Source organism: Amycolatopsis sp. NPDC033938 (assembly GCF_055575975.1).
In genome coordinates this window covers 21297-46487 of sequence record NZ_JBVIRO010000012.1, presented here as the reverse complement: position 1 = coordinate 46487, position 25191 = coordinate 21297, and the positions used below count along the sequence as shown (strand labels likewise).

General features: G+C 69.3%; 25 protein-coding genes. 12 read left to right on the top strand and 13 right to left on the bottom strand.

The genetic code is table 11. From position 1 onward, the window contains the following. Positions 1-54 precede the first annotated feature (54 nt). A complete protein-coding gene (locus tag ACZ5ZX_RS26985) occupies positions 55-939 on the top strand; it encodes a LysR family transcriptional regulator (protein WP_465504765.1) in 885 nt (294 codons plus the stop codon). 69 nt (positions 940-1008) lie between these two features. After that, positions 1009-1620, top strand: a complete 612-nt coding sequence (locus tag ACZ5ZX_RS26980) for a phosphatase PAP2 family protein (RefSeq protein ID WP_465504764.1) — start codon at positions 1009-1011, stop codon at positions 1618-1620. A gap of 7 nt (positions 1621-1627) precedes the next feature. Here the strand turns inward: ACZ5ZX_RS26980 and ACZ5ZX_RS26975 are convergent, their stop codons facing one another. After that, complete coding sequence (locus ACZ5ZX_RS26975; RefSeq protein ID WP_465504763.1) at positions 1628-3103, bottom strand: leucyl aminopeptidase family protein; 1476 nt, start codon at positions 3101-3103, stop codon at positions 1628-1630. Positions 3104-3193: 90 nt separating this feature from the next. Further along, entirely contained in the window at positions 3194-3361 is a 168-nt protein-coding gene (locus ACZ5ZX_RS26970; protein ID WP_005155393.1) for a DUF3117 domain-containing protein, read from the bottom strand. A gap of 195 nt (positions 3362-3556) precedes the next feature. On the opposite strand from ACZ5ZX_RS26970, the gene ACZ5ZX_RS26965 reads away from it, so the two are divergent. Then, the gene (locus tag ACZ5ZX_RS26965; RefSeq protein WP_465504762.1) at positions 3557-4351 is read left to right on the top strand and encodes an enoyl-CoA hydratase-related protein; all 795 of its coding nucleotides are present in this window, start codon (positions 3557-3559) and stop codon (positions 4349-4351) included. Positions 4352-4700: 349 nt separating this feature from the next. Here the strand turns inward: ACZ5ZX_RS26965 and ACZ5ZX_RS26960 are convergent, their stop codons facing one another. The 7 genes from ACZ5ZX_RS26960 to ACZ5ZX_RS26930 are packed head-to-tail and all read right to left on the bottom strand — an operon-like array spanning position 4701 to position 8379. Next, positions 4701-5270, bottom strand: a complete 570-nt coding sequence (locus ACZ5ZX_RS26960) for a DNA-3-methyladenine glycosylase I (RefSeq protein ID WP_465504761.1) — start codon at positions 5268-5270, stop codon at positions 4701-4703. Next, positions 5263-5712 (bottom strand): SRPBCC family protein, encoded by a 450-nt coding sequence (locus ACZ5ZX_RS26955; RefSeq protein WP_465504760.1) that lies wholly within the window; start codon positions 5710-5712, stop codon positions 5263-5265. The genes ACZ5ZX_RS26960 and ACZ5ZX_RS26955 overlap by 8 nt, the downstream gene beginning before the upstream one ends. Continuing rightward, positions 5709-6011: a DivIVA domain-containing protein gene (locus tag ACZ5ZX_RS26950; protein WP_465504759.1), complete on the bottom strand. Its 303-nt coding sequence runs from the start codon at positions 6009-6011 to the stop codon at positions 5709-5711. Before ACZ5ZX_RS26950 ends, ACZ5ZX_RS26955 begins: the two co-directional genes overlap by 4 nt. After that, complete coding sequence (locus ACZ5ZX_RS26945) at positions 6008-6682, bottom strand: permease prefix domain 1-containing protein (protein WP_465504758.1); 675 nt, start codon at positions 6680-6682, stop codon at positions 6008-6010. Before ACZ5ZX_RS26945 ends, ACZ5ZX_RS26950 begins: the two co-directional genes overlap by 4 nt. A gap of 28 nt (positions 6683-6710) precedes the next feature. Next, a complete protein-coding gene (locus ACZ5ZX_RS26940; RefSeq protein WP_465504757.1) occupies positions 6711-7385 on the bottom strand; it encodes a permease prefix domain 1-containing protein in 675 nt (224 codons plus the stop codon). Beyond that, positions 7382-8056 (bottom strand): permease prefix domain 1-containing protein, encoded by a 675-nt coding sequence (locus ACZ5ZX_RS26935; protein ID WP_465504756.1) that lies wholly within the window; start codon positions 8054-8056, stop codon positions 7382-7384. The genes ACZ5ZX_RS26940 and ACZ5ZX_RS26935 overlap by 4 nt, the downstream gene beginning before the upstream one ends. After that, positions 8053-8379, bottom strand: a complete 327-nt coding sequence (locus ACZ5ZX_RS26930; RefSeq protein WP_465504755.1) for a helix-turn-helix transcriptional regulator — start codon at positions 8377-8379, stop codon at positions 8053-8055. The genes ACZ5ZX_RS26935 and ACZ5ZX_RS26930 overlap by 4 nt, the downstream gene beginning before the upstream one ends. Before the next feature lie 140 nt (positions 8380-8519). On the opposite strand from ACZ5ZX_RS26930, the gene ACZ5ZX_RS26925 reads away from it, so the two are divergent. The 4 genes from ACZ5ZX_RS26925 to cydC are packed head-to-tail and all read left to right on the top strand — an operon-like array spanning position 8520 to position 13813. Next, a complete protein-coding gene (locus ACZ5ZX_RS26925) occupies positions 8520-9698 on the top strand; it encodes a cytochrome ubiquinol oxidase subunit I (protein ID WP_465504754.1) in 1179 nt (392 codons plus the stop codon). Positions 9699-9701: 3 nt separating this feature from the next. Beyond that, positions 9702-10694 (top strand): cytochrome d ubiquinol oxidase subunit II, encoded by a 993-nt coding sequence (locus ACZ5ZX_RS26920; protein ID WP_465504753.1) that lies wholly within the window; start codon positions 9702-9704, stop codon positions 10692-10694. Between the two features lie 9 nt (positions 10695-10703). Next, a complete protein-coding gene (gene cydD / locus ACZ5ZX_RS26915; RefSeq protein WP_465504752.1) occupies positions 10704-12263 on the top strand; it encodes a thiol reductant ABC exporter subunit CydD in 1560 nt (519 codons plus the stop codon). Further along, positions 12260-13813: a thiol reductant ABC exporter subunit CydC gene (cydC, locus tag ACZ5ZX_RS26910; protein ID WP_465504751.1), complete on the top strand. Its 1554-nt coding sequence runs from the start codon at positions 12260-12262 to the stop codon at positions 13811-13813. The genes cydD and cydC overlap by 4 nt, the downstream gene beginning before the upstream one ends. Positions 13814-13881: 68 nt before the next feature. Here the strand turns inward: cydC and ACZ5ZX_RS26905 are convergent, their stop codons facing one another. Next, positions 13882-14784: a glucosyl-3-phosphoglycerate synthase gene (locus tag ACZ5ZX_RS26905; RefSeq protein WP_465504750.1), complete on the bottom strand. Its 903-nt coding sequence runs from the start codon at positions 14782-14784 to the stop codon at positions 13882-13884. Between the two features lie 51 nt (positions 14785-14835). Here ACZ5ZX_RS26905 and ACZ5ZX_RS26900 point away from each other — a divergent pair, with 51 nt between their 5' ends. Continuing rightward, positions 14836-15510 (top strand): lysophospholipid acyltransferase family protein, encoded by a 675-nt coding sequence (locus tag ACZ5ZX_RS26900; protein ID WP_465504749.1) that lies wholly within the window; start codon positions 14836-14838, stop codon positions 15508-15510. Positions 15511-15819: 309 nt separating this feature from the next. Here the strand turns inward: ACZ5ZX_RS26900 and ACZ5ZX_RS26895 are convergent, their stop codons facing one another. From ACZ5ZX_RS26895 to ACZ5ZX_RS26885, 3 genes are all read right to left on the bottom strand, one after another. Beyond that, positions 15820-16398: an LOG family protein gene (locus ACZ5ZX_RS26895; protein WP_465504748.1), complete on the bottom strand. Its 579-nt coding sequence runs from the start codon at positions 16396-16398 to the stop codon at positions 15820-15822. Continuing rightward, positions 16398-17183, bottom strand: coding sequence for an LOG family protein (locus ACZ5ZX_RS26890; RefSeq protein WP_465504747.1), 786 nt, complete (start codon positions 17181-17183; stop codon positions 16398-16400). Before ACZ5ZX_RS26890 ends, ACZ5ZX_RS26895 begins: the two co-directional genes overlap by 1 nt. 112 nt (positions 17184-17295) lie before the next feature. Next, the gene (locus ACZ5ZX_RS26885; protein WP_465504746.1) at positions 17296-19158 is read right to left on the bottom strand and encodes a glycoside hydrolase family 9 protein; all 1863 of its coding nucleotides are present in this window, start codon (positions 19156-19158) and stop codon (positions 17296-17298) included. A gap of 183 nt (positions 19159-19341) precedes the next feature. On the opposite strand from ACZ5ZX_RS26885, the gene ACZ5ZX_RS26880 reads away from it, so the two are divergent. The 4 genes from ACZ5ZX_RS26880 (at position 19342) to ACZ5ZX_RS26865 (ending at position 25148) form a co-directional block, all read left to right on the top strand. Beyond that, positions 19342-19551 carry a DUF397 domain-containing protein gene (locus tag ACZ5ZX_RS26880; RefSeq protein ID WP_465504745.1) on the top strand — a complete coding sequence of 70 codons (210 nt, stop codon included), beginning with the start codon at positions 19342-19344 and terminating at the stop codon, positions 19549-19551. Between the two features lie 37 nt (positions 19552-19588). Further along, positions 19589-20911, top strand: coding sequence for a helix-turn-helix domain-containing protein (locus tag ACZ5ZX_RS26875; protein ID WP_465504744.1), 1323 nt, complete (start codon positions 19589-19591; stop codon positions 20909-20911). A gap of 278 nt (positions 20912-21189) precedes the next feature. Then, positions 21190-23454, top strand: coding sequence for a M4 family metallopeptidase (locus tag ACZ5ZX_RS26870; protein WP_465504743.1), 2265 nt, complete (start codon positions 21190-21192; stop codon positions 23452-23454). A 95-nt stretch (positions 23455-23549) separates the two neighbouring features. Next, positions 23550-25148, top strand: a complete 1599-nt coding sequence (locus ACZ5ZX_RS26865) for a M28 family peptidase (protein ID WP_465504742.1) — start codon at positions 23550-23552, stop codon at positions 25146-25148. The last annotated feature ends 43 nt before the right edge of the window (positions 25149-25191 follow it).

Here is a 25191-nt window from a genome sequence, read left to right as displayed (position 1 = left end):
CCAATACGTCTAATACGTTCATCTGCCACAATCGATACCATGCTGAATGAAAGGATGACTGCCCAGCTAGCTCCTCAGCTCGCGCTCCTCACCGCACTCCGCCGCACGACGAACGTCACACGCGCGGCCGAACTGCTCGGCGTCCCGCAGCCCACGGTGAGCCGCCGGATCTCGGCGCTCGGCGACGCGCTCGGCGCCCCGCTGACCGTCCCCGACGGCCGCGGCATCCGGCTCACCCGCGCCGCGGAACTCCTGGCCGACGCCGCCGAACGCGCCCTCGCCGCCGTCGACACCGGAGTCCGCCAAGCCCGGGAAGAGGTCGACCCCGAATCGGGCCACATCGTCCTCGGCTTCCTGCACCTGCTCGGCCGGTCGCTGGTCCCCACACTGCTCCGCGGCTACCGCGCGGACCACCCGCACGTACGCTTCACGCTCGTCCAAGGCTCACGGCAGGACATGGTCGACAGGCTGACCAGCGGCGAACTCGACCTCGCGCTGCTCGCGCCCGCCCCCGTCGACGACCCGCTCCTCGACACCGCCGTACTCGCCGAGCAGGAGATCTTCCTCTCCGTTCCGACGTCGCACCGTCTCGCCGGCCAGCCGAGCGCCGCCATCGAAGACCTCAAGGACGAGGAATTCGTCCTCCTCGAGACCGGCTACGGCCTTCGGACGATCACCGACGACCTGTGCGCCGCGGTCGGCTTCGAACCGAAGATCGCCTTCGAGGGGCAGGAGTCCGACACCGTGCGCGGACTGGTCGCGGCCGGGCTCGGGGTGGCGCTGCTCCCCCGCTTCGAACCCGGCAGTCCGGCCGGTGTCGCCGAAGTCCCGCTGGTGCCACCGGTCGGGCGGACCATCGGGCTGGCGTGGCGCAAGGACGTCGTCCTGCCGCCCGCGGTCGCGCGATTCCGGGAGCGGGTCCGCGCCCAGCCCCGGTGACGATCGTCAAGGTCGATGGGTGCCGTTCGTCCATCCCACCGACGCGATGTTTTCGCTAACTTCGGGTGAATGTACGACGACATCGTGGAGTTGGCGGGTGAGAGCCCGCGCTGGCTCCAGGCGGCGGCAATCGTGTTCACCGAAGCAGGACTGCTCGTCTTCGTGGCGCTCTTCGCCTGGATGTTGTGGAGGGCGCGCACTTCGCCCGTGCGGATCGCCGTGGCGCTGCTGCCGCCTACCGCGACCTCGATCGCGTACCTGATCAGCGAAGGCGTGAAGAGCGTCCTCCAGGAGGACCGGCCCTGCCGGAACCTCGTCACGCTCGTCCACTGCCCGCCGCTCGACGACTGGTCGTTCCCCAGCAACCATTCCACGATCGCCGCGGCCGCCGCCGTCGGACTGGCACTGACCTGGCGGCGCCTCGCGCCGTGGGCGCTCTCGGGCGCCCTGCTGATGGGCTTCAGCCGGGTGTTCGTGGGCGCGCACTATCCGCACGACGTCCTCGCCGGGTTCGCGCTCGGCGCGGTGACGGCGTGGCTCGTGATCCGGTTCCTGACCGGCCCCGCGACCGGGCTCGCCCGCCGCCTCACCGCGCACGCGGGTGACGCCCCGACCCAGCCCATGCCGCGGCTGCCGGTGCGGGGCGACAGCAAAGGTCCCTTGCTCCCGCCCCGCACGTAGCCGCAGGTCAGGCGTAGGAAGCGACCAGTTCGACCAGCGTTCGCGCGGCGAAACCGGTGGCTCCGGGCACGACGTCCGCGTAGGTCTTGTCGGCCCGCGCGGGTCCGGCGATGTCGAGATGCGCCCACGGCACGTCACCGACGAACTCCCGCAGGAACAGCGCCGCGACGATCCCGCCGGGGCCACCGGGCGCCTGCCGGACGTCACCGAGCGAGCCCTGCACGGTCTCGGCCAGATCCTCCAGCAGCGGCATCCGCCACCACGCTTCGCCGACCCGCTCGCCCGCCTTCGTGACCCGCTCCGCGAGCGCGTCGTCGGTGGCGAACACGCCGCCGGTGCGGACACCGAGGGAAACCTTCATCGCGCCGGTCAGCGTCGCCGCGTCGATCACGGCGTCCGGCTTGTGCTTCTTGATGCCGTAGACGAGCGCGTCGGCCAGCACCATGCGGCCCTCGGCGTCGGTGTTGCCCACTTCGGTCGTCTTGCCGCCGTAATGCCGGACGATGTCGCCGGGCCGGTACGAGGAGCCGGACACGTGGTTCTCCGCGGCGGGCACCAGCCCGGTCACCTTGACCGGGAGACGCAGCGCGGCGATCGCGCGGACGGCGGCGATGATCGCCGCGCCGCCCGCCATGTCGGTGCGCATGAGGTGCATGCCGTCGGCCGGTTTGATCGAGAGACCGCCGGTGTCGAAGGTGATGCCCTTGCCGACCAGCAGCAGATGCGTCGCAGCCCCGCGCGGCCGGTACTCCAGCTCGATCAGCCGGGGCGGCGCGGCCGAGCCGCCACCGACGGCCAGGACGCCGCCGAAGCCCTGCTCCGCCAGCCACTTCTCGTCCCGCACGGAGACGGTCAGGTTCGGAATCCCACCCGCCACGCGCGCGGTGGTGTCGGCGAGCCAGGCGGGCGTCTTGACGTTCGAAGGCGCGTTCGCCAGATCACGCGCGAACGAGGCGGCCGCGGCGAGTTCGCGGACCCGCTCCAATGCCTTCTCGTACGCGGGCACGGCCCGCTCGTGGCGGGTGAGCAACCGGACTGTCCGCAGGCTCGGCTTCGGTTCGTCGGCCGTCACCGTGAACCGGTAGCCGCCGAGCAGCAGCCCGAACGCCAGCTCCTCGACGTGCTCGGCACCGGCGTCTTCGGGCAGTTCGACGGCGAAGGCACGGAACGCCTTCTGCCCCGCCTTGACGTCTTCGTCCAGCGCCGCCGAGACGGCGCGGACCAGCGCGGCACCGGCCTTGCGGTAGTGACGCGGTTCGCCGTCGCCGACGCCGGCCAGCCAGCGGATGCCGCCGGTGGGCACGGTCTGCACGTCACCGGCCTTGCCGGTGGGCCGCACGCCCCCGATCTCCTCGAGGCCGGCGTCACCGTCCTCTTCGGACGGCGCCGCGATCAGCGTGGCCAGCGGCGTACCGCGCCGCAGATCGGCCGAGACCTCGAGTTCGAGCAGCTTCCCCGGAACGGGGGGTAGCGGGTTACGCACAGTGAGCGACCTCCGGGCGCAGATGAACCGCGACCCCGGCCTCCGAAGGGAGACCGGGGTGCGGGTGGTTGAACGTAGGTGCGGTCCGGCTCAGCCGGTGACCTCCTGCAGGGCCGCGCCGAGATCCTTCGCTTCTTCCGCGGAGAGTTCGACGACGAGGCGCCCACCACCCTCGAGTGGTACGCGCATCACGAGGCCCCGCCCCTCCTTAGTCACTTCGAGGGGACCATCTCCGGTCCGGGGCTTCATGGCCGCCATAGCGTGCTCCCTCCGTCTCAACCGGCGCGCCCGGGTCGCGCTCGTCAAAGCCAGCCGGGTCTACTGTCCATTGTCCCTCATCAGCGGCCGAGCGCGAACGCGGACCGATCTTTTGCCGCCGTATCGGTGCTGGTATGCGGCTCGCGAGGCTGAAAGACTTCCCCCAGACCGCAGTTTCGCCGACTAGGAGATCCCGTGACCACATCCGACGTTCTGCTGACCGCCGACGCCGATGGCGTGCGCACCTTCACGCTGAACCGGCCGCAGGCGTACAACTCGCTGACCGTCGAACTCAAGGAACTGCTGCTGGCGGGCCTGACCGAAGCCGCGGCCGACGACAGCGTCCGCGCGGTCGTGCTGACCGGTTCGGGCAAGGCGTTCTGCGCCGGGCAGGATCTGAAGGAGCACGTCGGACTGCTGCAAGCGGGTGACCCGGCGCCGCTACACACGGTCAAGGAGCACTACAACCCGATCGTCAAGACGATCGTGGGGATGCCGAAGCCGGTGATCGCGGCGGTGAACGGTCCCGCGGCGGGCGCGGGCGCGGCCTTCGCCTACGCGAGCGACCTCCGGATCGCGGCGACGTCGGCGAACTTCCTGATGGCGTTCGCGAACGTCGGCCTCGGACCGGACTCGGGCGCGTCGTGGACGCTGCAGCGGCTGATCGGCCTCGGCCGCGCGGCCGAGCTGATGCTGCTGGCGCGCACGGTCGACTCGGCCGAGGCGCTGACGCTGGGCCTGGTCGGCGAGGTCGTCCCCGACGAGGAGCTGGCGGCTCGCGCGCAGAAGGTCGCCGCGAAGCTCGCGGCGGGCCCGACGGTCGCGTACGCGAAGATCAAGAACGTCCTGTCGGTGGCGGCCGAGTCGTCCCTCGAAGCCGCGCTGGCCGCCGAGGACGAGGCCCAGACCGCGCTCGGCGCGACGGCCGATCACACCGAGGCCGTCGAGGCGTTCGTGGGGAAGCGCAAGCCGAACTTCCAGGGCAAGTAACCCCCCGCGCGGCGTGCAATGAAAGGTCCTTTCCTGGCAAAATTTGCGAGGAAAGGACCTTTCCTCGCACGACCGGGACCGGGACCGGGACCGGGACCGGTTCCGGGCAGCAACGGCTAGCGTCTTGGCGTGATCCCGACGCCGCCCCGCCTCCAGACGAAAGCCGCGCCACTCGCGGGCGCTCCGGCGCGCAGGATCCGCGAAGGTGACCCAGTGCGAGCGCCGGCCATAATGCTGGCTGCCGCTCTTCGTCTTCACCGGCGGTTTCGCGGAGGTCTACGGACGCGAGGTCCCGCACGCGATCACGTGGGCCGAAGACCTGCACGCCCGAGCGAGCCAGCCCTTCGCCTCACGAGGCCCGGAAGCAGTCCTTCACATGGTCGTCGACCATCCCGGTCGCCTGCATCAGCGCGTAACACGTCGTCGGCCCCAGGAAGACGAAACCGCGCTTCTTGAGTTCCTTCGCCATCGCCTTCGACTCGTCGGTGATCGCCGGGACGTCCGCCATCGTGCGAGGCCGGACATGCGACCCGGGCGCGAACGACCACAGCAGGTCGTCCAGCGAACCGTCCAGTTGCTCGATCGCGCGCGCGTTGGTGATCGCCGCCAGGATCTTCGCCCGGTTCCGCACGATCGACGCGTCTTCCATGAGCCGGGCGACGTCGTCGTCGGTGAAGGCCGCGACCTTCTTCGGCTTGAACCGCTTGAACGCCTTCCGGAACGACTCCCGCTTCCGCAGGATCGTGATCCACGAGAGCCCGGACTGGAACGACTCCAGGCACAGGCGCTCGTACAACTCCTCGTCACCGTGGAGTTCGACGCCCCATTCGGTGTCGTGGTACTCGACGTAGTCCGGGGCGGAGTTGCCCCACGAACACCGCTTGACCCCGTCCGAACCCAGCAGACCCGCCTCAGCCAACCCGGTACCCCTCCGCGTATTTCGCGAACCTTTGCAGGCTCAGCCGCAGTCCCAGCTCGAATCCCGGTTTCGCGACCGGCCAGCCGAGCCGCCCGACGACGCCGAACGGCGGCCGCAGATGCTCCGCCCAGACGAAGGTCGACGAATGCGGCCCCTTCTCGATCACCTGGAAGACCCCGGTGCCCTGCACGATCTTGCCGAGATGCCGCACGACGCAGCGCAGCGGCGGTTCCCAGCTGGTGATCTCCATGGTGTCGGTGAACCCGATCCCCGCGACGCCGGTGAAGGCCGACAGCTTCGAGCCGACACTGCGTCCGTTGCCCTCGACGACCTTGACGTCGGTGCCGAGCATCCACTCGCCTTGGCGCTCCCAGTCGGTCAGCGCGAGCCAAGCCGTCCCGGCGGGGACCGCGACGTCGACGGAGACGACGACGTCGGTCATTGGGCGCCCTCGCGCTCGGCCTCCAGCTCGGCCACCCTTGACCGCAATTCGTCGATCTCGACACCGAGCCGCCGCATCACCCAGTCCACTTCGGACATCTTGTAACCGCGCAGCACCAGCTGATAGCGGACGGCGTCGACGTCCTCGGCGGTGATGTCCTCGGCGGGCAGCCTGGTCGGCGAGCTGCCGGGCGGCAGCGGGGCCAGTTCCTCACCCCGGCCGAACACCACGGCGGCCAGCAGAAACACCACTGCGGCCACCAGCAGCATGACTACGAGGTAGATCAGGGCGGTCGTCACGCGACGATCGTGGCACACGAACGCCACGATCGTCTCGCCAGCAAGGCGAGTCGCACGCTGAGCACCACCCAGAGGACCATCAGGATCCCGCACGGCACGGACAGGAACAGCCGCGACGCGTCGATGAACCCGGTGGCGAACACCAGCAGTGCCACCGAAAGCAGGTTCAGCCCGACGGCCTCGCCGATCAGCACGCCGGCGGTACGGACCAGCCGGACGCCGTCCATCCGCCGGGAGAGCCAGCGCATGCAGACGAGCGCGAAGAGGCCGAGCACCGGCACAAGGAACACCGAACCGTGGGTGAGCTGGGCGATGTACTTGTACCAAGCCGGTGTCGGCGTCGCGAGCTGCGACCAGTCACCGAAGGTCCACTTGCGGGCGAAATCCCAGGCGAGCTGCATCAACGGCACGCCGAGGATCAGTTTCCAGAGCGTGCGGGTGCCGCTGTGCATCCCGAGTTCGGCCTGGTAGCCCTGCGCGATCAGGTGCACCGGCCCGAAATCGGCGACGGCGCGCTTCTGCGCTTCTTGTTCGCTCCAGCCGCCCTCGCGGTAGGCGTCGGCGGCGTCGTTGAGCCCGTCCCGTGCTTCGCGCAGCAGGTCCCGCTTCGCCGACGCCGGGCCGTCGAGCCGCGCGCGCAGGTCACCGAGATAGGCCTCGATCACAGTCATGCCGTAGTTCTCCCGAAACTCCGCGCGGTCAGGCCGCGATCGCCATTTCCGGCCGCCGGTGGCGGCGCGCGGCGACCGTGAGCCGCAAGCTGAACAGGATCCACGCCGCGGACATCACCACGCACGGCACGCTGACGACCAGCCGGGCGGGCTCCAGCACCCCGGTCGCGCCGCCGTACATCGTGACGGCGAGCAGGTTCGCCCCCACCGCCACGGCCAGCGCCAGCGAAACCACGCGGGCGGCGGGCCCGCCGTCGCCGCGCCGGGAGAGCAGTCGTGCCGCGATCACCCCGGCGACCGCGACCACCGGGGACAGCGCCGCCAAGATGTCGGCCACGTCGATCACGCGGTGGTACCAGGACGGCGGCGCGTCACCGAACCGCGACCAGTCACCGAAGCTCAGCGCCCTGGCGAGATCCCAGGCGAACATCAGCACCGGCACACCGACGATCAGCTCCCACAGCACGCGAATGTCGCGACGGAGTCCCAGCTCGGCCTGATAGGCGCGGGCGATCAGATCGACCGGGCCGAAATCGGCGACTGCCCGCCGTTCGGCTTCCAGCTCTGCGACACCGCCCTCGCGATACGCCTCGGCCGCGTCGCGCAGACCGTCCCTCGCCTCGGTGAGCAGATCGGCCTTCGCCCCCGCCGATCCGCGCAACCGGCTTCCCAGGTCGCCGATGTACGCCTCGATCGCGGTCATGCGACCGTCAAGGATCGCGGCCGCCACGACCGGAACGCGAGCGGGATCAGCCAGAAGCTGAACGCCGCCCAGCCGACAGACAGCACGTTGCACACCAGGCTCATGTCCATCCGTGCCGGGTCGAGGACGACCGTGCCCACGGCGAGCAACAGCATCGCCACGAGGTTCGCGATCGCCGCGGCGCCCACGGTCCATCGCGTCACCGTCCCCAGCCGCTCGCCGTCGAGCCGCCGCCCGAGCCAGCGGGTGCCCAGCAGCGCGGCGACCCCGATCACCGGCGAGACGACGACGAAGACACCCGAGAGATCGACGACGAACAGGTACCACTGCGGGGTCGGTTTCCCCATCTTCGCCCAGTCGCCGTAGGTCCAGATCCGCGCCAGCTCCCAGGACAGCTGGAACAGCGGGACACCGACGATGACCTTCCACAGGGTGCCGATGTCGCCACGCAGCGCCAGTTCCCGCTGGTACGCGCGGGCGACCACGCCCACCGGACCGAAATCGGCGACGGCCCGTCGTTCGGCTTCCGCCGCCGCGGCACCGCCCTCGCGGTACGCCTCGGCCGCGTCGTGCAGACCGTCCCTCGCCTCGGTGAGCAGATCGGCCTTCGCCCCCGCCGATCCGCGCAACCGTCTGTCCAGCTCCGAGAGGTAAGGCTCGATCGCGCTCATGCCGTGCTCCCCCCGAGGACACCACCTATGACAGTGGTGAACTCCTGCCACTCCGCCCGTTCCGCGGCGAGCGCCTTCTGCCCGGAGCGGGTCAGCCTGTACGTACGACGTTTGCGACCGGACACCACGTCCCACTCGCTGGCGAGGAATCCGGCGCGCTCCAACCGGCGGAGCGCCGGGTACACGGTCCCCGTCGGCAGGTCGAGCGCGCCGTCGCTGCGCAGCTGGAGCGCCTCGATGATGGCGTATCCGTGCAGCTTCCGACCGTCGAGGACGGCGAGGAGCAGCGCGTCGAGGTGCCCGCGCAGACTGTCGGCCTTCATAGATAGACAGTCTACACATCATCGATCATCAGGGTACCGGGGTTCTCCCCGGAAGCACCTCAGGGAATGTCCCCTAGATCACCCCGATTTCATAGATTTAGTGGCTACATGTAGCCAGCCTACGTATACAGTGCATCGGCATGGACGCACTCCCGATCGCGAGACTCCAGTTCGCGACGACGACCTCGTTCCACTTCCTGTTCGTGCTGCTCACACTGGGGCTCGTGACACTCGTCGCGGTGATGCAGACACGCTCCGCACTCGGCGGCAAGCCCGAGCTGATGCGGATGACACGCTTCTGGGGCAGGCTTTATGTGATCAATTACGCGCTGGGAATCGTCACCGGAATCGTGATGGAATTCCAGTTCGGGCTGACCTGGACCGGTTTGTCCGCGGTCGCGGGCGACGTCTTCGGCGCGCCGCTGGCCATCGAGACGCTGGTGGCGTTCTTCGCCGAATCCACCTTCCTCGGGCTGTGGATCTTCGGCTGGGGGCGGCTGAACAAATGGGTCCACCTCGCGCTGATCTGGCTGATCACGCTGACCGCGTACGCCTCGGCACTGTTCATCATGGTGGCCAATTCGTTCCTGCAGAACCCCGTCGGGACACACACCGAGAACGGGGTGCTCAAACTCGACGACTTCGGCGCGCTGTTCACCAACCCGGCGCTGGCGATGTCGCTGCCGCACGTGCTGAGCGCCGCGCTCATGACCGGCGGCTTCTTCGTGGTCGGCGTCAGCGCGTACCACTTCATCAAGCGCACCAAGGAGATCGAGTTCTTCCGGCGTTCGATGCGGATCGGCGTGCTGACCTCACTGGTGGGCAGCACGATGGTGATCGGCTTCGGCTTCGCCCAGTTCGGGCCGCTCGGTGAGTACCATCCCGACAAGCTCAAGTCGCCGGAGCCGCTGGTCGGCGCGCCACTGGGGTTCATGATCCAGATCGGGTTCATCGCCTTCCTCGCCTCGATCCTCGGCACGCTGCTGCTGTACCGGAACTGGATCACCAAGGTGCGGCCCCTGCTGTATGTGATGGTGCTGGCCATCCCGCTTCCGTTCATCGCCGCCATCTTCGGCTGGCTGGTGCGGGAGATCGGGCGTCAGCCGTGGCTGATCCGCGGGCAGCTGACCACGGCCGACGCGGTCGCGTCGATCCCCGCCGGTCAGATCCTGTTCTCGTTCATCGCTTTCACGGCGCTGTTCGCGGTACTCGCGATCGCCGACTGGGTGCTGATGTCACGGGTCGCCAAACGCGGCCCGGAACCCGAAGAAGAGGCGACGGCGCCTCGTGCCGAACTTCCCGTCCTGAGCGGAGTCTGACCCATGGTGATCCTGTGGTGGTGTGTGCTCGGTTTCCTGACGGCCGGCTATTTCGCGCTGGCCGGCTACGACTACGGCGTCGGGATGCTGCTCGGCAGGCTCAGCCGCGACGAGGGCGAACGACGGCGGGTGCTCGGCGCGTTCGGTCCGTTCTTCCTGGCCAACGAGGTCTGGCTGGTGGCCGCGGTCGGCGTCCTGTTCGGCGCCTTCCCGCATCTGGAAGGAAAAGTCTTCTCCGGGGCGTACGTGCCTGTCGTCACCCTGCTGCTCGGGCTGGTCACGTTCACCGCGGCGGTGCAGCTGCGCAGCAGGCGGCCGGACGCCGGACGCGGCACCTGGACGCTGGCGATCACCGTCGGCGCCTGGGTGACGGCGGTGTCCTGGGGAGTGTTCCTCGGCAACCTCGTCCTCGGGCTCCCGCTCGACGCGGCGGGGCTGCCGACCGGCGGTGTCCTCGCCGCCTTCGAACCGTACGCGCTGCTGTGGGGCGCCGGGTTCGTCGCGCTGTTCGCCTTGCAGGGAGCGGCTTTCCTCGCCGTCCGGGCCCCGTCCGGCTTCACCGCCCGCGCGAACCGGACGGCCAAGGCGCTGCTCGCGCCCGCGTTCGCGTTCCTGGTCGTGGCGGTCGGCTGGGGTGCCTTCGAGACCACCGCGTCGTGGACCGTGCTGCCCGCGATCGTCCTGGCGTTCGGCGCGTTGGGAGCCGCGGCCGCGGCCTTGCGCGCGGGACGGCACAAATCGGCATTGGTCGCCACGATGGTCCTGTCGGCGTCGCCGGTGCTCGCCGTCGGGACACTGCGCCTGCCGGACGCGCTGGTGTCCTCTGTGGACGGCGGATTCTCCTTGAGCCTGAACGAAGCCGCCGCCGGCACCGAGACGCTCGGTCTGCTCACCATCGTCGGTCCGCCCGCGCTGGTGGTGATCGCCGCCGTGCAGTGGGTGACCTGGCGGCGGAACGCCGGTCGGGTCGACCAGCGCTCGCTGCTGCACTTCTAGGAGCCCGTGATGCCTCCCCTTCCCGGACTGCGGCGCCATTTCGGCGTCTTGGCCGTCCTCGGCACGCTGACCGCGGTGGCGATTCTCGCCCAGGCGGACGGTCTCGCGACGCTGCTCACCGGCGGCGGTGTGACCTGGACGCTCGTGGCCGCCATCGCGGCCCGTGTGCTGCTCGCGGGCGGCCAAGGGTCCGTCGGCGGCCGGTTCGCGGCGACGGTCAAAGCCGGTCTGCGCAAACGGCTTCTCGGCGCGGAGGTGGAGAAGCCCGGTGAGGTCGCGACCTTGGTGACCAAAGGGATCGACGCCGGTGACGCGTATCTGACCGGCTATCTGCCGACGCTGGTGCTGTCGGCGATCGTGCCGGTCGCGGTGCTCGTCCGGCTGTTCGCCGCGGATCTGGCTTCGGCGCTGATCATCACCGCGACCCTGCCGCTGATCCCGGTGTTCGCGATCCTGGTCGGCCAGCTCGCGTTGGCGAAGACGGTCAAGCAGTGGCGGCTGCTTTCCCGGCTGGGCGGGCATTTCCTCGACGTCGTGCGCGGACTCGGCACGCTCAAGGTGTTCGGGCGGGCGGAGGCGCAGGCGAAGACGGTGCGGGCGATGGCGGACGCGCATACGGACGCGACGATGCGCACGCTGCGGGTCGCGTTCCTGTCCGCGCTGGTACTGGAACTGGTGGCGACGCTGTCGGTGGCGCTGGTCGCGGTGCCGATCGGCTTCCGGCTGCTGGAAGGCGGGATGGTCGTGCGCACCGCGGTACTGGTGTTGCTGCTCGCCCCCGAGGCCTACCTGCCGTTGCGGGCGGCCGGGGCGAAATTCCACGCCGGCGCGGAGGGACTCGCGACCCTGCGGGAGGCACTCGCCGTCCGTCCGGCGAAGGTCGTCCGCGGCTCACAGGTCGCCCGGCGCGGTGCGCCGAAGATCGTGCTGGAGAAGGTCAGCGTGGCCTACGGCGAGCACGTCGTACTGTCCGAAGTGGACTTGACGATCGACGCGGGCGAGCAGATCGCGCTCGTCGGACCGAGTGGTTCCGGGAAGAGCACGCTGCTGGCGGTGCTGCTGGGGTTCCTCACGCCGACGTCCGGCCGGGTCCTCGTCGACGGCGTCGACCTGCGGGAACTGGATCCCGGGCCGTGGCGGGCGGGGACGGCGTGGGTGCCGCAGCGGCCGACGTTGTTCGCGGGGACCGTCGAGGAGAACATCGCCATGGGCCAGGTGCCGGACGTCCAGGCGGCGGCCCGCGCGGCGGCTTTCGACGAGGTCGTGCGAGGTCTGCCGGACGGCTACCGGACCCGGGTCGGGGAATTGGGTGCGCCGCTTTCGGCTGGGCAGCGGCAACGGCTCGGCCTCGCACGGGCGCTCGCCCGTACCGAAGCGGGACTGGTGCTGCTCGACGAGCCGACCGCGCGGCTCGACGCGGAGACCGAAGCCGCCGTGCTCGGCGCGACCCGCGAACTGCTCGCCTGCCGGACGGCGGTACTCGTGGCCCACCGGCCCGCGATGGCCGCGCTGGCCACCCGCGTCGTCGAAATCCGCGGTGGCACCGTGAGAGAACGGGAACTGGTGTGAACGTCTGGGGAGTGTCCACAAAGGATGTCGTCCGGCTGATCCGCGCCGGGCTGATCGCGTCCGGCGCCGAACTGGCCGGGCTGGCGCTGATGGCCACCGCCGCGTGGCTGCTGCTGAAGGCGGCCGAGCAGCCGCCGCTGGCGTCGCTGACCGTGGCGATCGTCGCCGTCCGGACGCTGGCGTTGCTGCGCGGCGGCCTGCGGTACGCCGAGCGGCTCGCCGGGCACGAGGTCGTCCTGCGCTATCTCGGCGCGTTGCGGACCCGGGTGTACACCTCCTTGCTGCCGCACCGGGTCTCCCGGCACTCCGGTGGTGACCTGGTGACCCGGCTGGTGTCCGATGTGGACGCGGTGCAGGACGCGATCCTCCGCTGCCTCCTGCCGGCCGGGGTCGCCGCGTTCGCCGGACTGGCCTCGACCACGGTCGCGCTGATCATCAGTCCGGTGGCGGGTCTGGTGCTGGCACTCGGTCTCGCCGTCGCGGGAATCGCGCTGCCGTGGCTGTGCGTGCGGATCACCCGCGTGGCGGCGGAGCAGAGCGCCCCGGCACGGGCCGACCTCGCGGAACGGGCGGTCGAGCTGATCACCGGACGACGTGAGCTGATCGCGTACGGCGTCCACGAGTCCACTGTGGACGCGGCACACACCGCCGTCGACGCGCTCGCCGCGCGCGACCGGGCCACGGCGAACCGGACCAGCCTGCTCGCCGCCGCCGGGATGCTGGTCCAGCTGCTGACCTGCGTCACCATCGCGCTGACCGCCGGGGTTTCGACGCCGCTGACGGCGGCACTGGCGCTGGGTGCGCTGACCGTGTTCGAGCTGGTGCTCCCCCTGACCGCGGCGGCCCAGCGCTGGGTCGAGGTCCGGGCTTCGGCCGAGCGGGTGCGCGCGCTGCTGACCGAACCCGCTCCCCCGCGGGGAACCCTGGTACCCGAACCCGGGCACCTGAGGCTCGAAGGGGTCGGCGTGCGGTTCCCCGGCCGGGCGCCGGCGCTGGAAGGCGTCGACCTCGACCTTCCGCCGGGTAAGCGCGTCGGGATCCTGGGGCCGAGCGGCGCCGGGAAGACGACGGTGCTGAACGTGCTGCTCGGGTTCGTGGCGCCGACGTCCGGGAGGGTCGAGCTGAACGGGAAACCGCTCGACGAGTACGACCCCACGTTGCTGCCGTCGGTGGTCTCGGGCGCGCTCGCGGACGCGCACGTCTTCCACACGACGGTCCGGGAGAACCTGCTGCTCGCGAAGCCCCGCGCCACGGACGCCGAGCTGCTCGAAGCCTGCGCGACGGCGGGGTTCGACCTGCCGTTGGACCGTGAGGTCGGCTCGGACGGTGACGCTCTCTCTGGCGGGCAGCGCCAGCGGCTCGTGCTGGCGCGGGCGGTGCTGGCCGCGCCACCGATCCTGGTGCTGGACGAGCCCGTCGAGGGCCTGGACCCCGAGCACGGCGACGCCGTCCTGGCCGACGTTCTCGCGGCCACGCGCGGCACCGTCGTCCTCGTGACGCATCGGGAAGCGCACGTCGCGGGCTTCGACGAGATCTTACGACTGGGTTAGGAGGGGCAAGTGGCGTATCGGTACAGGTGGTCGTGAGTGGCGATTCGGGTTAGAACCCGAATCGCCACTCACGACCAGCCGCACCGCATCTCCCGTATCGGCGGCCGGTCGCTGATCGACACCTCGGCCACCTCCGGCAGCCACTCGTCCTCTAACTGCACGAACTGGGTGAGCTGGGCCGGGTCGTCGGACTTGATGCCGCACCGCGCGAGCGCCGTCCCGAGGATCTGCCGCGCCATGACGCCCAGCTGAAGCAGCGAACGGTTGCGATGCTTGCGTACGCCGAGGTTGACCTGTGCGAGCCCTTCGAGGCCGTAGCGCGCTTCGGCGTCGAGGATGAGCCCGATCTCGACGCCGTACCCGGCCGCGAACGGCACCGACTCGAGGAACTCGCGCGTCGCGGCGTACTCGCCGCCGAGAGGCTGGATGAGCCCGGACAGCGACGGGCGCAGCGCAGACAGGACCGGTCGCGCCAGCAACTCGGTGACCCGGCCGCCGCCGCTGCTCTCCAGGCGCAGCGGCCGGCGGTAGAAGCCCTTGACCAGGTGGACGCCGTCCTCGCAGAGCAGCGGGCCGAGCAACGTCGGCACGAACGCCGGATCCGGGTCGACGAGGTCGGAGTCGAGGAACACGACGAGGTCACCGGTCGTCGCGGCCAGCGACCGCCACAGCACCTCGCCCTTGCCCGGCACCGGCGGCAGCTCGGGCAGCACGTCCTCGCGGTGCACCACCCGCGCGCCGGCGCGTTCGGCGAGCTCGGCGGTGGCGTCGGTGGAGCCGGAGTCCATCACGATCAGCTCGTCGACGACCGTGCCCAGCAGAGGCCGGACCGTGCCGACGACCCCGGCGACGGTGTCCTCTTCGTCGAGTGCCGGTAGCACGACCGAAACCGTCCGGTCACCCTTCGCAGCGACGATGTCGTCGAGCGTCCAATCGGGGTTTTGCCACGTACGCCGCTCGAACCAACTCATGAGTAGTGATCGTGCCATGCTGGAGTCCGACACCCTGTCGATGGAGGAACCTTGCTACCGCTACTCGTCCGATTCGTGCTGGGCCCGCTGGTCAGGGCGCTGTACCGCCCCGACATCCGCGGCGTGGAGAACATCCCCGCCGAGGGCCCGGTGCTGCTGGCACCCAACCACCGGGCGGCGCTGGACACCGGCGTGATCACTTTCACGGCGATGCGGCAGGTCAAGTTCCTCGGCAAGGCGGAGTACTTCACCGGCCGCGGGCTCAAGGGCAAACTGATGGCGGGGTTCCTGGGCGGCCTCGGCTACGTCCCGGTCGAACGCGGTAACGCGCAAGCCGGTCTCGCCGCGCTGGAGGCGGCGCGAAAGGTGCTCGACGCGGGCGGCGCGTTCGCGATCTACCCCGAGGGCACCCGCTCGCTGGACGGGCGGCTGCACCGCGGCCACACCGGCGTCGCGGCTTTGGCGCTGGCGACCGGCGCGAAGGTCGTCCCCGTCGCGCTCTCCGGCACCGAACACCTGCAGCCCGCCGGGAAGCGCATCCCGCGCCGGGCGAAGATCACCGTCACCTACGGCTCGCCTTTGGACTTCTCGCGGTATGAGGGACAGGATTCGTCACCGGCGATCCGGCGCTCGGTGACCGACGAGATCATGTACGCGATCCTGGAGCTTTCGGGGCAGGAGTACGTCGACTCGTACCACAAACGCCCTGATCAGAGCGCTGCCTGAGGTAGGCGGTAGCAAAGGTCCCTTGCTCCCTTTTACTCCTGCGCTCACCCTCTCCGCTGCAATGAAAGGTCCTTTCCTTGCAAAATTTGCAAGGAAAGGACCTTTCATTGCACGTGCGATTCGGACTTTGGCGACACTAGGCGCATTCCGCGCATGACTGGCCTGGGCGAGATGCCGTGAAGGCCTCCTTCCCTACCCTCAAGGTAGGCAAGGAGGCCTTTACGGACCGAGGCGTCGCCAAACTGCGCGTGAAGGCCTCCTTCCCTCGGCTGAGCCGAGGGAAGGAGGCCTTCACGCGCTACCCAAGCCCTACTTCGCCCACTTAGGCCGCGGAGGGGCCACGTAGTCCGCGAAGCCGTCCAGAAGGACCGAAGCGTCCGAGTCGATCAGCAGCATGTCCCGGTACCCCGCCGACAGGAAGCCCTCCGACACCATGTGGTCGGCGAACTTCAGCAGCGGGGCGTAGTACCCGCCGACGTCGACCAGCCCGATCGGCTTCTCGTGCAGTCCGAGCTGGGCCCACGTCCACACCTCGAACAGTTCCTCCAGCGTCCCGGCCCCGCCCGGCAGCGTCAGGAAGCCGTCCGACAGCGCGGCCATCTTCGCCTTCCGCTGGTGCATGTCGGCGACGACGTGAAGTTCGGTCAGGCCGGCGTGCGCGATCTCGACGCTGCCCAGCGCCTCCGGGATCACGCCGATCACCTCGCCGCCCGCGGCCAGCGCGGCGTCCGCGATGACCCCCATGGTGCCGACCGACGCGCCGCCGTAGACCAGCCCGATCCCCCGCGTCGCCAGGAGCGTGCCCAGTGCCCGTGCCTCGTCGGCATACCGCGGGTCGAAGCCCATCGACGAGCCGCAGAAGACGCATACCCTGCGCGGCGCCGCCATCAGTGGGTGTCCTCCCACGCCTTGTACGACTCCTGCACGACGCGCACGGCGTCGTCGATGTCGTCGGTGACGTGCAGCAGTTCGAGGTCCTTCTGGCCGATCTTTCCCTCGGCGAGCAGCGAACTGGCGATCCAGTCGTACAGGCCGCCCCAGTACTTGCTGCCGAACAGCACGACCGGGAACTTCGTGACCTTCTTCGTCTGCACCAGGGTGAGCGCCTCGAACAGCTCGTCGAGGGTGCCGAAGCCGCCGGGCAGGCAGATGAACGCCTGCGAGTACTTGATGAACATGGTCTTGCGGGCGAAGAAGTACCGGAAGTTGACGCCGAGGTCGACCCACGGGTTCAGGCCCTGCTCGAACGGCAGCTCGATGCCGAGGCCGACGGAGAACCCGCCCGCCTCGTTGGCGCCGCGGTTCACCGCCTCCATCGCGCCGGGGCCGCCGCCGGTCATCACCGCGAAACCGGCGTTGGCGAGCGCGCCGCCGATCTTGCGGCCGAGTTCGTACTCCGGGTGGTCCCGTTTGGTCCGTGCCGAACCGAACACCGTCACCGCGCGCGGGACCTCGGCCAGCGCGCCGAAGCCCTCGACGAACTCCGCCTGGATCCGCAGCACCCGCCACGGGTCGGTGTGCACCCAGTCGCTCGGCCCGCGTGAGTCCAGCAGGCGCTGGTCGGTGGTGCTGCCCTGGTCACGGCGATCCCGCCGCAGCACGACCGGGCCCTTGTGGCGCTCGATCGGACGTTCCGGGTACTGGCCGTCGGGGAACTCGCTTGTCTCACTCACCCCGCCAAGACTACGACGTCGTCACCGTCCGGAGCGGTGGCATCGCCGCGAACAGGAGTTGTCGGCTACCCGAACGTGGGGCTCGCGCCGATCCGCGAGCCCCACGTTCCGGTCAGGACCGTCCCGCCAGCGCGAACGCGAGCATCGCCGTCGAGGTGAAGTCGATGGCAGGTTCGTTGCTCGGCCACGAAGCGAGGTCGTCGGTGTAGCGCGACTCGGTCGTGTCGAAGGCGTCGTACGGCTTCGTGCACTCCTTCGCTCCCGCCGGGAAGGGCAGGTCCGCGAAGTGCTCCGCCCCGTTCGGACCGTTCACGACCGCGCCGTAGAGCACCTTCTCCTCACCCGCGAGGTTGGCCGCCTGGTGATGCGGGCACTTCGGCGACGTCGTGCCGACACCGACGACCAGCGAGACGCCCCACGCGTTCGTGCCGAGGGTGAAGTTCCGCTGCTGCGAGCCGAACGCGGCGTACCGGCGGTCACCGGTCACCTCGGCGTACAGCCGCTCGGTCGCGGCGAATCCGAAGCTCTTGCTGGCGGCGTCGAAGTCCTTCACCGAGACGGCCGTCCGGAAAGGACTCTGAGCCGCACTCGCGACACCTTCGTCGAGCTGACGCCGGAGGTCGCCGATCAGCTCCTTCGGCCCGAGCGCCGCACCCGGGACGCCGTGCCGCAGGAGCTTCGCCAGTTCGGCGTGCGCCAGCGCGCTCGTGTCGTACAGGTTGAGCGTGCTCTTCTCTTCGAGGTCGATATACGCCTTCGCCCAGTGCGCCGCCTGCCGCGTCCACTCTGCCGCCCGCGGATCCCGCAAAGCCTTGCCCGCCAAGGCGAGCTGTACCGCGCCGAGTTCCATGTCGTCACGCCAAGACGATTCCGGGTAGTACGCGTGCGGGAACGCGGTGACGAGTTCGCCGACGTTCTCGGTCTTGGCCTGCGCGAAGACCGACGCGGCCTCGGCGAGATACTTCTCGGCCAGCACCGGATTCCGCCGCGCCTCCACCTGCGCGCCGAGCGCGAACGCGGCGGCGACCCGGCCGGCGAGGTTCGGGCTGAGCGCCGCCCCGCCGGGGTTCGCCGGGAAAACGGGCCGGTGCTTCACGAAATACTTGGGGTCACCGGGTTTCACCTCGAGCGCGTCGTCGTCGTGCGGGTTCCGCCAGACGTCGTGGTCGCCGAGGAAGCCGAACTTCTCACTGCCCGTACCGATCCCGACCTGGGCGTAGAGCGTCTTGGTCCGCTCGTCCCACATCTTGTCGAGCCAGTCGAGGCCGAGCGTGACCTCCTTGGCCAGCACGGGATCGTAGCCCTCACGCAGGACGTGACCCATTTCCGCCAGCGAGTACGCCGTATTCGAGGTGAACTTGACGAAGTCGCCCGCGTCGACCCAGCCGCCCTCGACGTCGATCGGCCCGCCGATCGGCTTCAGCGGTTCGGCGATCTCGTCGCCGCCCTCGCCGACGAACACCGGCCAGTCGTAGACCGTGGCCTGTTTGTCCGCCAGGTGCGAGGGTTTGCGGTCGAGACGGCCGGGGACGATGTCGTCCCCGTCGCGCTGTGCCTGGAAGAACTCGTTGGTGGCACGGACAAGCGGGGTGAAGAGCCGCTGCTTCGTGTCCACCCGGAACGTCGGCGACGTCGCCTTGGTCTCGCCGCTGACCTCGATCCGGTACTTGCCCGGCAGCCAGACCTTCGAGAGGTCGAGCTGGTACACCGCCGGGTACTTCGCGTTCCACGCGCCGAGCGAGGCTCCGGTCCGTCCACGATGGACGGTCCGGCCGCGTTCGTCGACCACCGAGAAGGACCCCGGCGCGCTGGACAGAAGGTAGGCGTACTTGGTTTCGGTGATGCCGTAGCCGACCTGATCGACCCGCACCTCACCGCGCACCGCCGCCACGGCCGAAACCGCCGGAACCGTCAAACCCCCGAGGACCAGTGCCGAAACCGCGGCCACCGCCCGGGACCAGGAACTCACCATCATCGGCGCCCCGCTCGTAATTAGTTAAGAAAGTTTCCTTTTTATGGCGCAAGACGCTAGCCCGCAGGACGCCCCCGAGTCAATATGTCCGTTTCACCCGACAGGAGGGTTCGCTTGCCCGTCGGAAACCCACAGGGTTCGAAGCATGGTTTGCGGGTATCCGACCGGTGACCGAATGGAGTTCCGATGACCCTCACCTGGCACGAGCGCTTGTCCGGCTGGCACAAGTCGAGCTATACGCATTTCGAAGAGAACGCCTGCGTCGAAGTCGGCACCGACGGCGCACTCGTCGGCATCCGGGACACCAAACAGTGCGAACTCCCGCCCGAGGTCAGGCCGGTTCTCGTCCTCCCCGCGAGCGGTTTCGCCGCGCTCCTCACTCACCTGTCCGGCTGAACCGGGCACCGGGCCGGAAATCGTCTACCGTGGTCCGATGCCGTCCCTGCGAACCGAGGCCGAACCGCTCGGCGCGCGGATCCGGCGGTTGCGCAAGGCTCGCGGGCTCACCCAGCGTGAGCTCGCCGAGCCCCGCTACGACCGCGGTTTCCTCGCCAAAGTCGAGTCCGGCAGCCGCGTGCCCTCCGACGATGTCCTTGCCCATCTCGCGCTGCGGCTCGGACTGACCGAGGACGAACTCCGCTTCGGCAGGCCGCCGGGCGCGGCCGAGGATCTCACCGCCGCGCTCGAGACGGCGTATCGGGAACTTCAACAGGGTGGCCTCGACGCCGCCGAACGGGAGTTCGCCCGGATCGAAGACCAGGCGGCCGCGTACCGGCTGGCGGACGTCCAGTGTCACGCGCGGTTCTATCTCGGCGAAGTCCAGTGGCAGCGGTACGACATCCCGTCGGCGGCCGAGGGATTCGCCCACGCGATGGAACTCGCCGAAGCCGCGTCGCCCCGGTTGCGCGCGATGATCGTCAATCGGGTCGCCGCCTGCCGGGCACTATCGGGTGATCTTGGCGCGTCGGTCGCACTCGTCGAAACCGCACTCGCCGAACTCCGCTCCACCGGCCCCGTCGATCCCGACGCGGAACTGGCACTGGTGACCGCGCTCATCCACCCGCTCATCGAGATGGGCGCGCTCCGCCGAGCCCGGCGGGCCGCCGAGGAGGGGCGGCGCGCGCTCGCCTCCGCACACCGCAAAGACATCTCCGCGCGCTACCACCGGCAGGCCGCCCAGCTGTGGCAGGCGATCGGTCTGGTCGACCGCGCCGAAAAGGATCTTTCGCGAGCGCTGCGGCTGTTCACCTCGATCGGCTACGACCGCGACGCCGCACGGAGCCGCTGGGCCCGCGGCTTTCTGTGGCGGCGGCTGGGCAAACTCGACGACGCGCACGCCGAACTGCTGCTCGCCCGCGATCTCTTGGCCAAGGCAGGCTCCCGGGAAGGCGTACTCGGCGCGACGATCGAACTCGCCGACGTCCGGCGCCGCCAAGGCGCGCTCGACGAGGCAGCCGAACTGGCCGCGGGGATCCGCCCGCTTCTGGATCGATCCCCCGACATCGAAGCCAAGGCTGAGGTTCTCCGCCTACTGGGACTCATCGCCCGCGCGCGCGGCGATCTGCCACAGGCGACCGCGTTGCTGGAGGAAGCCGCCACCGCACAGGAAAAGTCGGAATTGCGCGGCGCACTCGTGGCGACCTCGCTGCATTTGGGTGACACGTTGCGCGCCCGCGGGCTGATCGAAGCGGCGTCAGTGGCCTATCGGCGCGGCATTCGTGCGGCCGCTATGTCCGATTCCGGGCCGCTGGACTGAAAACCATACGAAAGTCGCCATATATCGCGACTGGCGGGAAAATCCTTACTACACAGGGATTTTATTCCTCGCGAAATGATCTTCGGCCGTCCGGCTAGGCCATCCGGCCCATTGACTCCTCCGGTTACCGGCTCCTTTACTCGGACGTGTCCATCGGGATAACTCCAGTTATCTTCGGCGGACACGCTCCCCGTCCCCGCCGTGTTCCCGCTCCGGTCTCCTTCCCCGCCGCGCCGTTGGCCGTCCGGGTACACGGTCCTGCCCATGGAAGGTTCCCCATGACCGTTCAACGAGGGCTCAGAACAGGGTTGGCAGCCATCGCCGGCCTTGCCATGAGCTTGACGTTCCCGGCGACACCGGCGAACGCGACCACCGCCACCATCCAGCCCGCGAGCCCCGATTCCGTGGCCGCGAACGCGGCCGACCAGGCCGCCGCAGCCGGTGTGGACAGTCTGCGCAAGGGTGCCCAGGAGGGCTTCCGCCGCGTCGGGCTGACCCCAGGTGGCGGAGGACTCTTCTACGCCGCTTACGAACGAACCTATCGTGGCCTGCCGGTGGTCGGCGGGGACGCGGTCGTGGTCGCCGACGGCGCCGGACGCGTCCACGGCACCAGCGCCGCGGAGACCGCGACGATCTCGGTCGACACCAAGGCCAAGGTCTCCGCGGCGAAGGCGACCGAGGTCGCCCGCGGCCAACTGTCCACAGTAGACAAGGTGACCGCGCCGAATCTGGTCGTGCTGGCGGGGAACTCCCCCAAGCTCGCCTACGAGGTCGTCGTCGCCGGCAAGAAGGCGGATGCGCCGAGTAACCTGCACGTGTTCGTGGACGGTGTCACCGGCGCGATCCTGCAGACACGGGACGACGTCAAGCAGTCCAACTTCCCGACCCACGCACAGGGCACGTCGAACGAGGTCGGCACCCTGGGTGCCGGGAACAGCTACTACGTCGGCAACGTCACCATCGACACGACGAACTCCGGCGGCACCTATTCGATGCGCGACCCGCAGCGCACCAACATCAGCTGCAAGCCGCAGAACGGCGCGGTGTACAGCGGCCCCGACGACAACTGGGGCAACGGTTCCGGCACCAACCTCGAAACCGCTTGTGTCGACACGCTTTTCGGCGTCCAGACCGAGTGGAAGATGCTCGGCGAGTGGCTGGGCCGTAACGGCATCAACGGCAGTGGCGGCGGCTTCCCGGCTTCCGTCGGCCTCAACCAGGTCAACGCCTACTGGGACGGTTCCTCGACGACCTTCGGCCACTCGCAGGACAACCAGCGCCAGGCCACCTCGATGGACGTCGTCGCGCACGAGTACGGCCACGCCATCTTCCAGACCACCCCGGGCGGCGCGGGCAGCGGCAACGAGAACGGCGGCCTCAACGAGTCCACCGGTGACATCTTCGGCGCCATCACCGAGCACTACGCCAACAACGCCAAGGACACCCCGGACTACGAGGTCGGCGAGGGCGTGAACCTGGTCGGCCAGGGCCCGATCCGCTACATGTACCAGCCGAGCAAGATCTCCGGGAACCCCAACTGCTACTCCTCGTCCATCCCGAACACCGAGGTGCACGCCGCGGCGGGTCCGCAGAACCACTGGTTCTACCTGCTGGCCGAGGGCACCGCGCCCGCGGGCAAGCCGGCCAGCCCGACCTGCAACAACACCTCGATCACCGGTCTCGGCATCCAGAAGGCCGCGAAGATCTTCTACAACGGCCTGCTGAAGAAGACCTCCAGCTGGAACCACAAGGCGGCCCGCAAGGCCACCCTCGAAGCGGCGCTCGCGCTGTACCCGGGTTCCTGCACCGAGTTCAACACCACCAAGGCGGCGTGGGAAGCGATCAGCGTCACCGCGGCGACCGGTGAGCCGACCTCGTGCACCCCGCAGGGCAACGACTTCTCGGTCGGTGTCAGCCCCACCTCCGGCACCGTCCAGCCTGGACAGTCGGCGACCGTCACGGTGAACACCGCGACCGTCAACGGTGCGGCGCAGTCGGTTTCGCTGAGCGCCGGCGGCCTCCCCGCCGGGGCGACCGCGTCGTTCAACCCGGCTTCGGTCCAGTCGGGCGCGTCCTCGACGCTCACCATCGCGACGTCGGCGAGCACGCCCAACGGCACCAGCACGATCACGGTGACCGGCACGGCGGCCAGCGGCACGCACAGCGCGCAGTACACGCTGACCGTCGGCACCGGTGGCGGTGAACGGACCTACACCAACGGCACCGACTACGCGCTGGACGACTACGCCACGGTCAACAGCCCGATCACCTCGACCGCGACCGGCAACGCCGTGTCGCCGGTGAAGGTCTCCCTCACCGGGACGCACACCTGCTCCGAGGACCTTCGCATCAGCCTGAAGGCCCCCGACGGCAGCACGTATTCGGTGAAGCCGACCGGTTCCCTGCCGTGCACCGAACTCGGCACCCGGAACTACTCGGTGAACGTGACCAACGAGGTCGCCGCCGGCACCTGGACGCTCGTGATCTACGACGCCTACGCCCAGGACACCGGCACGCTCGACAGCTGGACCATCACTCTCTAGCTCCTCCGCACCAACGATCCGTGAAGGCCACCTTGAGGGACTCTGAGTCCCTCAAGGTGGCCTTCACGGACCACTACCGGAAGGAAACCCCGGCAATGAAGTGGGGAAAGCGACTAGGCGTGGCCGTGGTCGGCATGGCCGCCGTACTGGGTGTCGTGACGGCGCCCGCGCAAGCGGTCACGGCCGCGACCAGCACCGCCGCACCGGACATCTCACTCGCCAACGTCAAAGCGCATCTCAGCGCGTTGCAGACGATCGCCAACCAGAACGGTGGCAACCGCGCCTCCGGACGTCCCGGCTATCCGGCGTCCGTGTCCTATGTGGAGCAGAAGCTGCGGGCCGCCGGATACAACGTGACCCTGCAGACCTGCACGACCTGCGCGGGTTCGAGCCAGAACGTGATCGCGGAATGGCCGCAGGGCGACGCGAACCAGGTCATCATGCTCGGCGCGCACCTCGACAGCGTGAGCGCGGGTCCCGGCATCAACGACAACGGTTCGGGATCGGCGTCGATCCTCGAAGTCGCGCTGACGCTGGCCCGCGAGAACCCGACGCTGGCCAAGCGGGTCCGCTTCGGCTGGTGGGCCGACGAGGAGTCCGGTCTGCGCGGTTCCAAGTATTACGTCAGCAACCTGCCCTCGACCGAGCGCACGAAGATCAAGACCTACCTGAACTTCGACATGATCGGCTCGACCAACTGGGGCTACTTCGTCTATGACGACGTCGCTTCGGTGAAGGCGATGTTCGACGAGTACTTCACCTCGATCGGCATCCAGACCGAAGGCGACACCGAGGGCGACGGCCGTTCGGACCACGCGTCGTTCAAGAGCGCGGGTATCCCGGTCGGCGGCCTCGCGACCGGGGCCGGCTACACGAAGAGTTCCGCGCAGCAACAGAAATGGGGCGGTACGGCCGGGGCACCGTTCGACAATTGCTACCACCGCGCCTGCGACACGCTGTCCAACATCCCGGACACCCCGCTGGAGAAGAACAGCGACGCGATCGCCTACGCGCTTTGGAAGCTCGCCGTCAGCGCACCGACGGGCAACGACTTCTCGCTGGGCCTCTCGCCGACGTCGGGCACCGTCCAAGCGGGAGAGTCGGCGACCGTCACGGTCAACACCACGACGACTTCCGGTTCGGCGCAAGCGGTTTCGCTGAGCGCGAGCGGGCTTCCCGCCGGGGCGACCGCGACGTTCAACCCGGCGTCGGTCCAGTCCGGCGGATCCTCGACGCTCACCATCGCGACGTCGGCGAGCACGCCCAACGGCACCAGCACGATCACGGTGACCGGTGACGGCGTCTCGGTGGACCGCACGGCGCAGTACACGCTGACCGTCGGCACCGGAGGCGTGCGCACGTTCAGCAACGGCACCGACTACGCGCTCAACGACTACGCCACGGTCAACAGCCCGATCACCTCCACCGCGACCGGCAACGCCGTCTCGCCGGTGAAGGTGACGATCACCGGAACGCACACCTGCTCCGAGGACCTGAGGATCAGCCTGAAGGCCCCGGACGGGAGCACGTATTCGGTGAAGCCGACCGGTTCCCTGCCGTGCACCGATCTCGACACCCGGAACTACTCGGTCCCGGTGACCGGTGAGGCGGCCTCCGGCACGTGGACGCTCGTGATCTACGACGCCTACGCTCAGGACACCGGCACACTCGACAGCTGGACCATCACCGTCTGACCACCTGAATACCAGGGCCATCTCACGAGGACACCCGGCCTCG

Bases quoted from the DNA above. Each gene is read 5' to 3' on its own strand.
- ACZ5ZX_RS26925 (WP_465504754.1), top strand. From the start codon at position 8,520: ATGGACGCACTCCCGATCGCGAGACTCCAGTTCGCGACGACGACCTCG.
- ACZ5ZX_RS26870 (WP_465504743.1), top strand. From the start codon at position 21,190: ATGACCGTTCAACGAGGGCTCAGAACAGGGTTGGCAGCCATCGCCGGC.
- ACZ5ZX_RS26885 (WP_465504746.1), bottom strand. From the start codon at position 19,158: ATGATGGTGAGTTCCTGGTCCCGGGCGGTGGCCGCGGTTTCGGCACTG.
- ACZ5ZX_RS26935 (WP_465504756.1), bottom strand. From the start codon at position 8,056: ATGAGCGCGATCGAGCCTTACCTCTCGGAGCTGGACAGACGGTTGCGC.
- ACZ5ZX_RS26905 (WP_465504750.1), bottom strand. From the start codon at position 14,784: ATGAGTTGGTTCGAGCGGCGTACGTGGCAAAACCCCGATTGGACGCTC.
- ACZ5ZX_RS26930 (WP_465504755.1), bottom strand. From the start codon at position 8,379: ATGAAGGCCGACAGTCTGCGCGGGCACCTCGACGCGCTGCTCCTCGCC.
- ACZ5ZX_RS26895 (WP_465504748.1), bottom strand. From the start codon at position 16,398: ATGGCGGCGCCGCGCAGGGTATGCGTCTTCTGCGGCTCGTCGATGGGC.
- ACZ5ZX_RS26865 (WP_465504742.1), top strand. From the start codon at position 23,550: ATGAAGTGGGGAAAGCGACTAGGCGTGGCCGTGGTCGGCATGGCCGCC.
- ACZ5ZX_RS26880 (WP_465504745.1), top strand. From the start codon at position 19,342: ATGACCCTCACCTGGCACGAGCGCTTGTCCGGCTGGCACAAGTCGAGC.
- ACZ5ZX_RS26980 (WP_465504764.1), top strand. From the start codon at position 1,009: ATGTACGACGACATCGTGGAGTTGGCGGGTGAGAGCCCGCGCTGGCTC.
- ACZ5ZX_RS26955 (WP_465504760.1), bottom strand. From the start codon at position 5,712: ATGACCGACGTCGTCGTCTCCGTCGACGTCGCGGTCCCCGCCGGGACG.
- ACZ5ZX_RS26945 (WP_465504758.1), bottom strand. From the start codon at position 6,682: ATGACTGTGATCGAGGCCTATCTCGGTGACCTGCGCGCGCGGCTCGAC.
- ACZ5ZX_RS26985 (WP_465504765.1), top strand. From the start codon at position 55: ATGACTGCCCAGCTAGCTCCTCAGCTCGCGCTCCTCACCGCACTCCGC.
- ACZ5ZX_RS26940 (WP_465504757.1), bottom strand. From the start codon at position 7,385: ATGACCGCGATCGAGGCGTACATCGGCGACCTGGGAAGCCGGTTGCGC.
- ACZ5ZX_RS26920 (WP_465504753.1), top strand. From the start codon at position 9,702: ATGGTGATCCTGTGGTGGTGTGTGCTCGGTTTCCTGACGGCCGGCTAT.
- ACZ5ZX_RS26970 (WP_005155393.1), bottom strand. From the start codon at position 3,361: ATGGCGGCCATGAAGCCCCGGACCGGAGATGGTCCCCTCGAAGTGACT.
- ACZ5ZX_RS26875 (WP_465504744.1), top strand. From the start codon at position 19,589: ATGCCGTCCCTGCGAACCGAGGCCGAACCGCTCGGCGCGCGGATCCGG.
- cydD (WP_465504752.1), top strand. From the start codon at position 10,704: ATGCCTCCCCTTCCCGGACTGCGGCGCCATTTCGGCGTCTTGGCCGTC.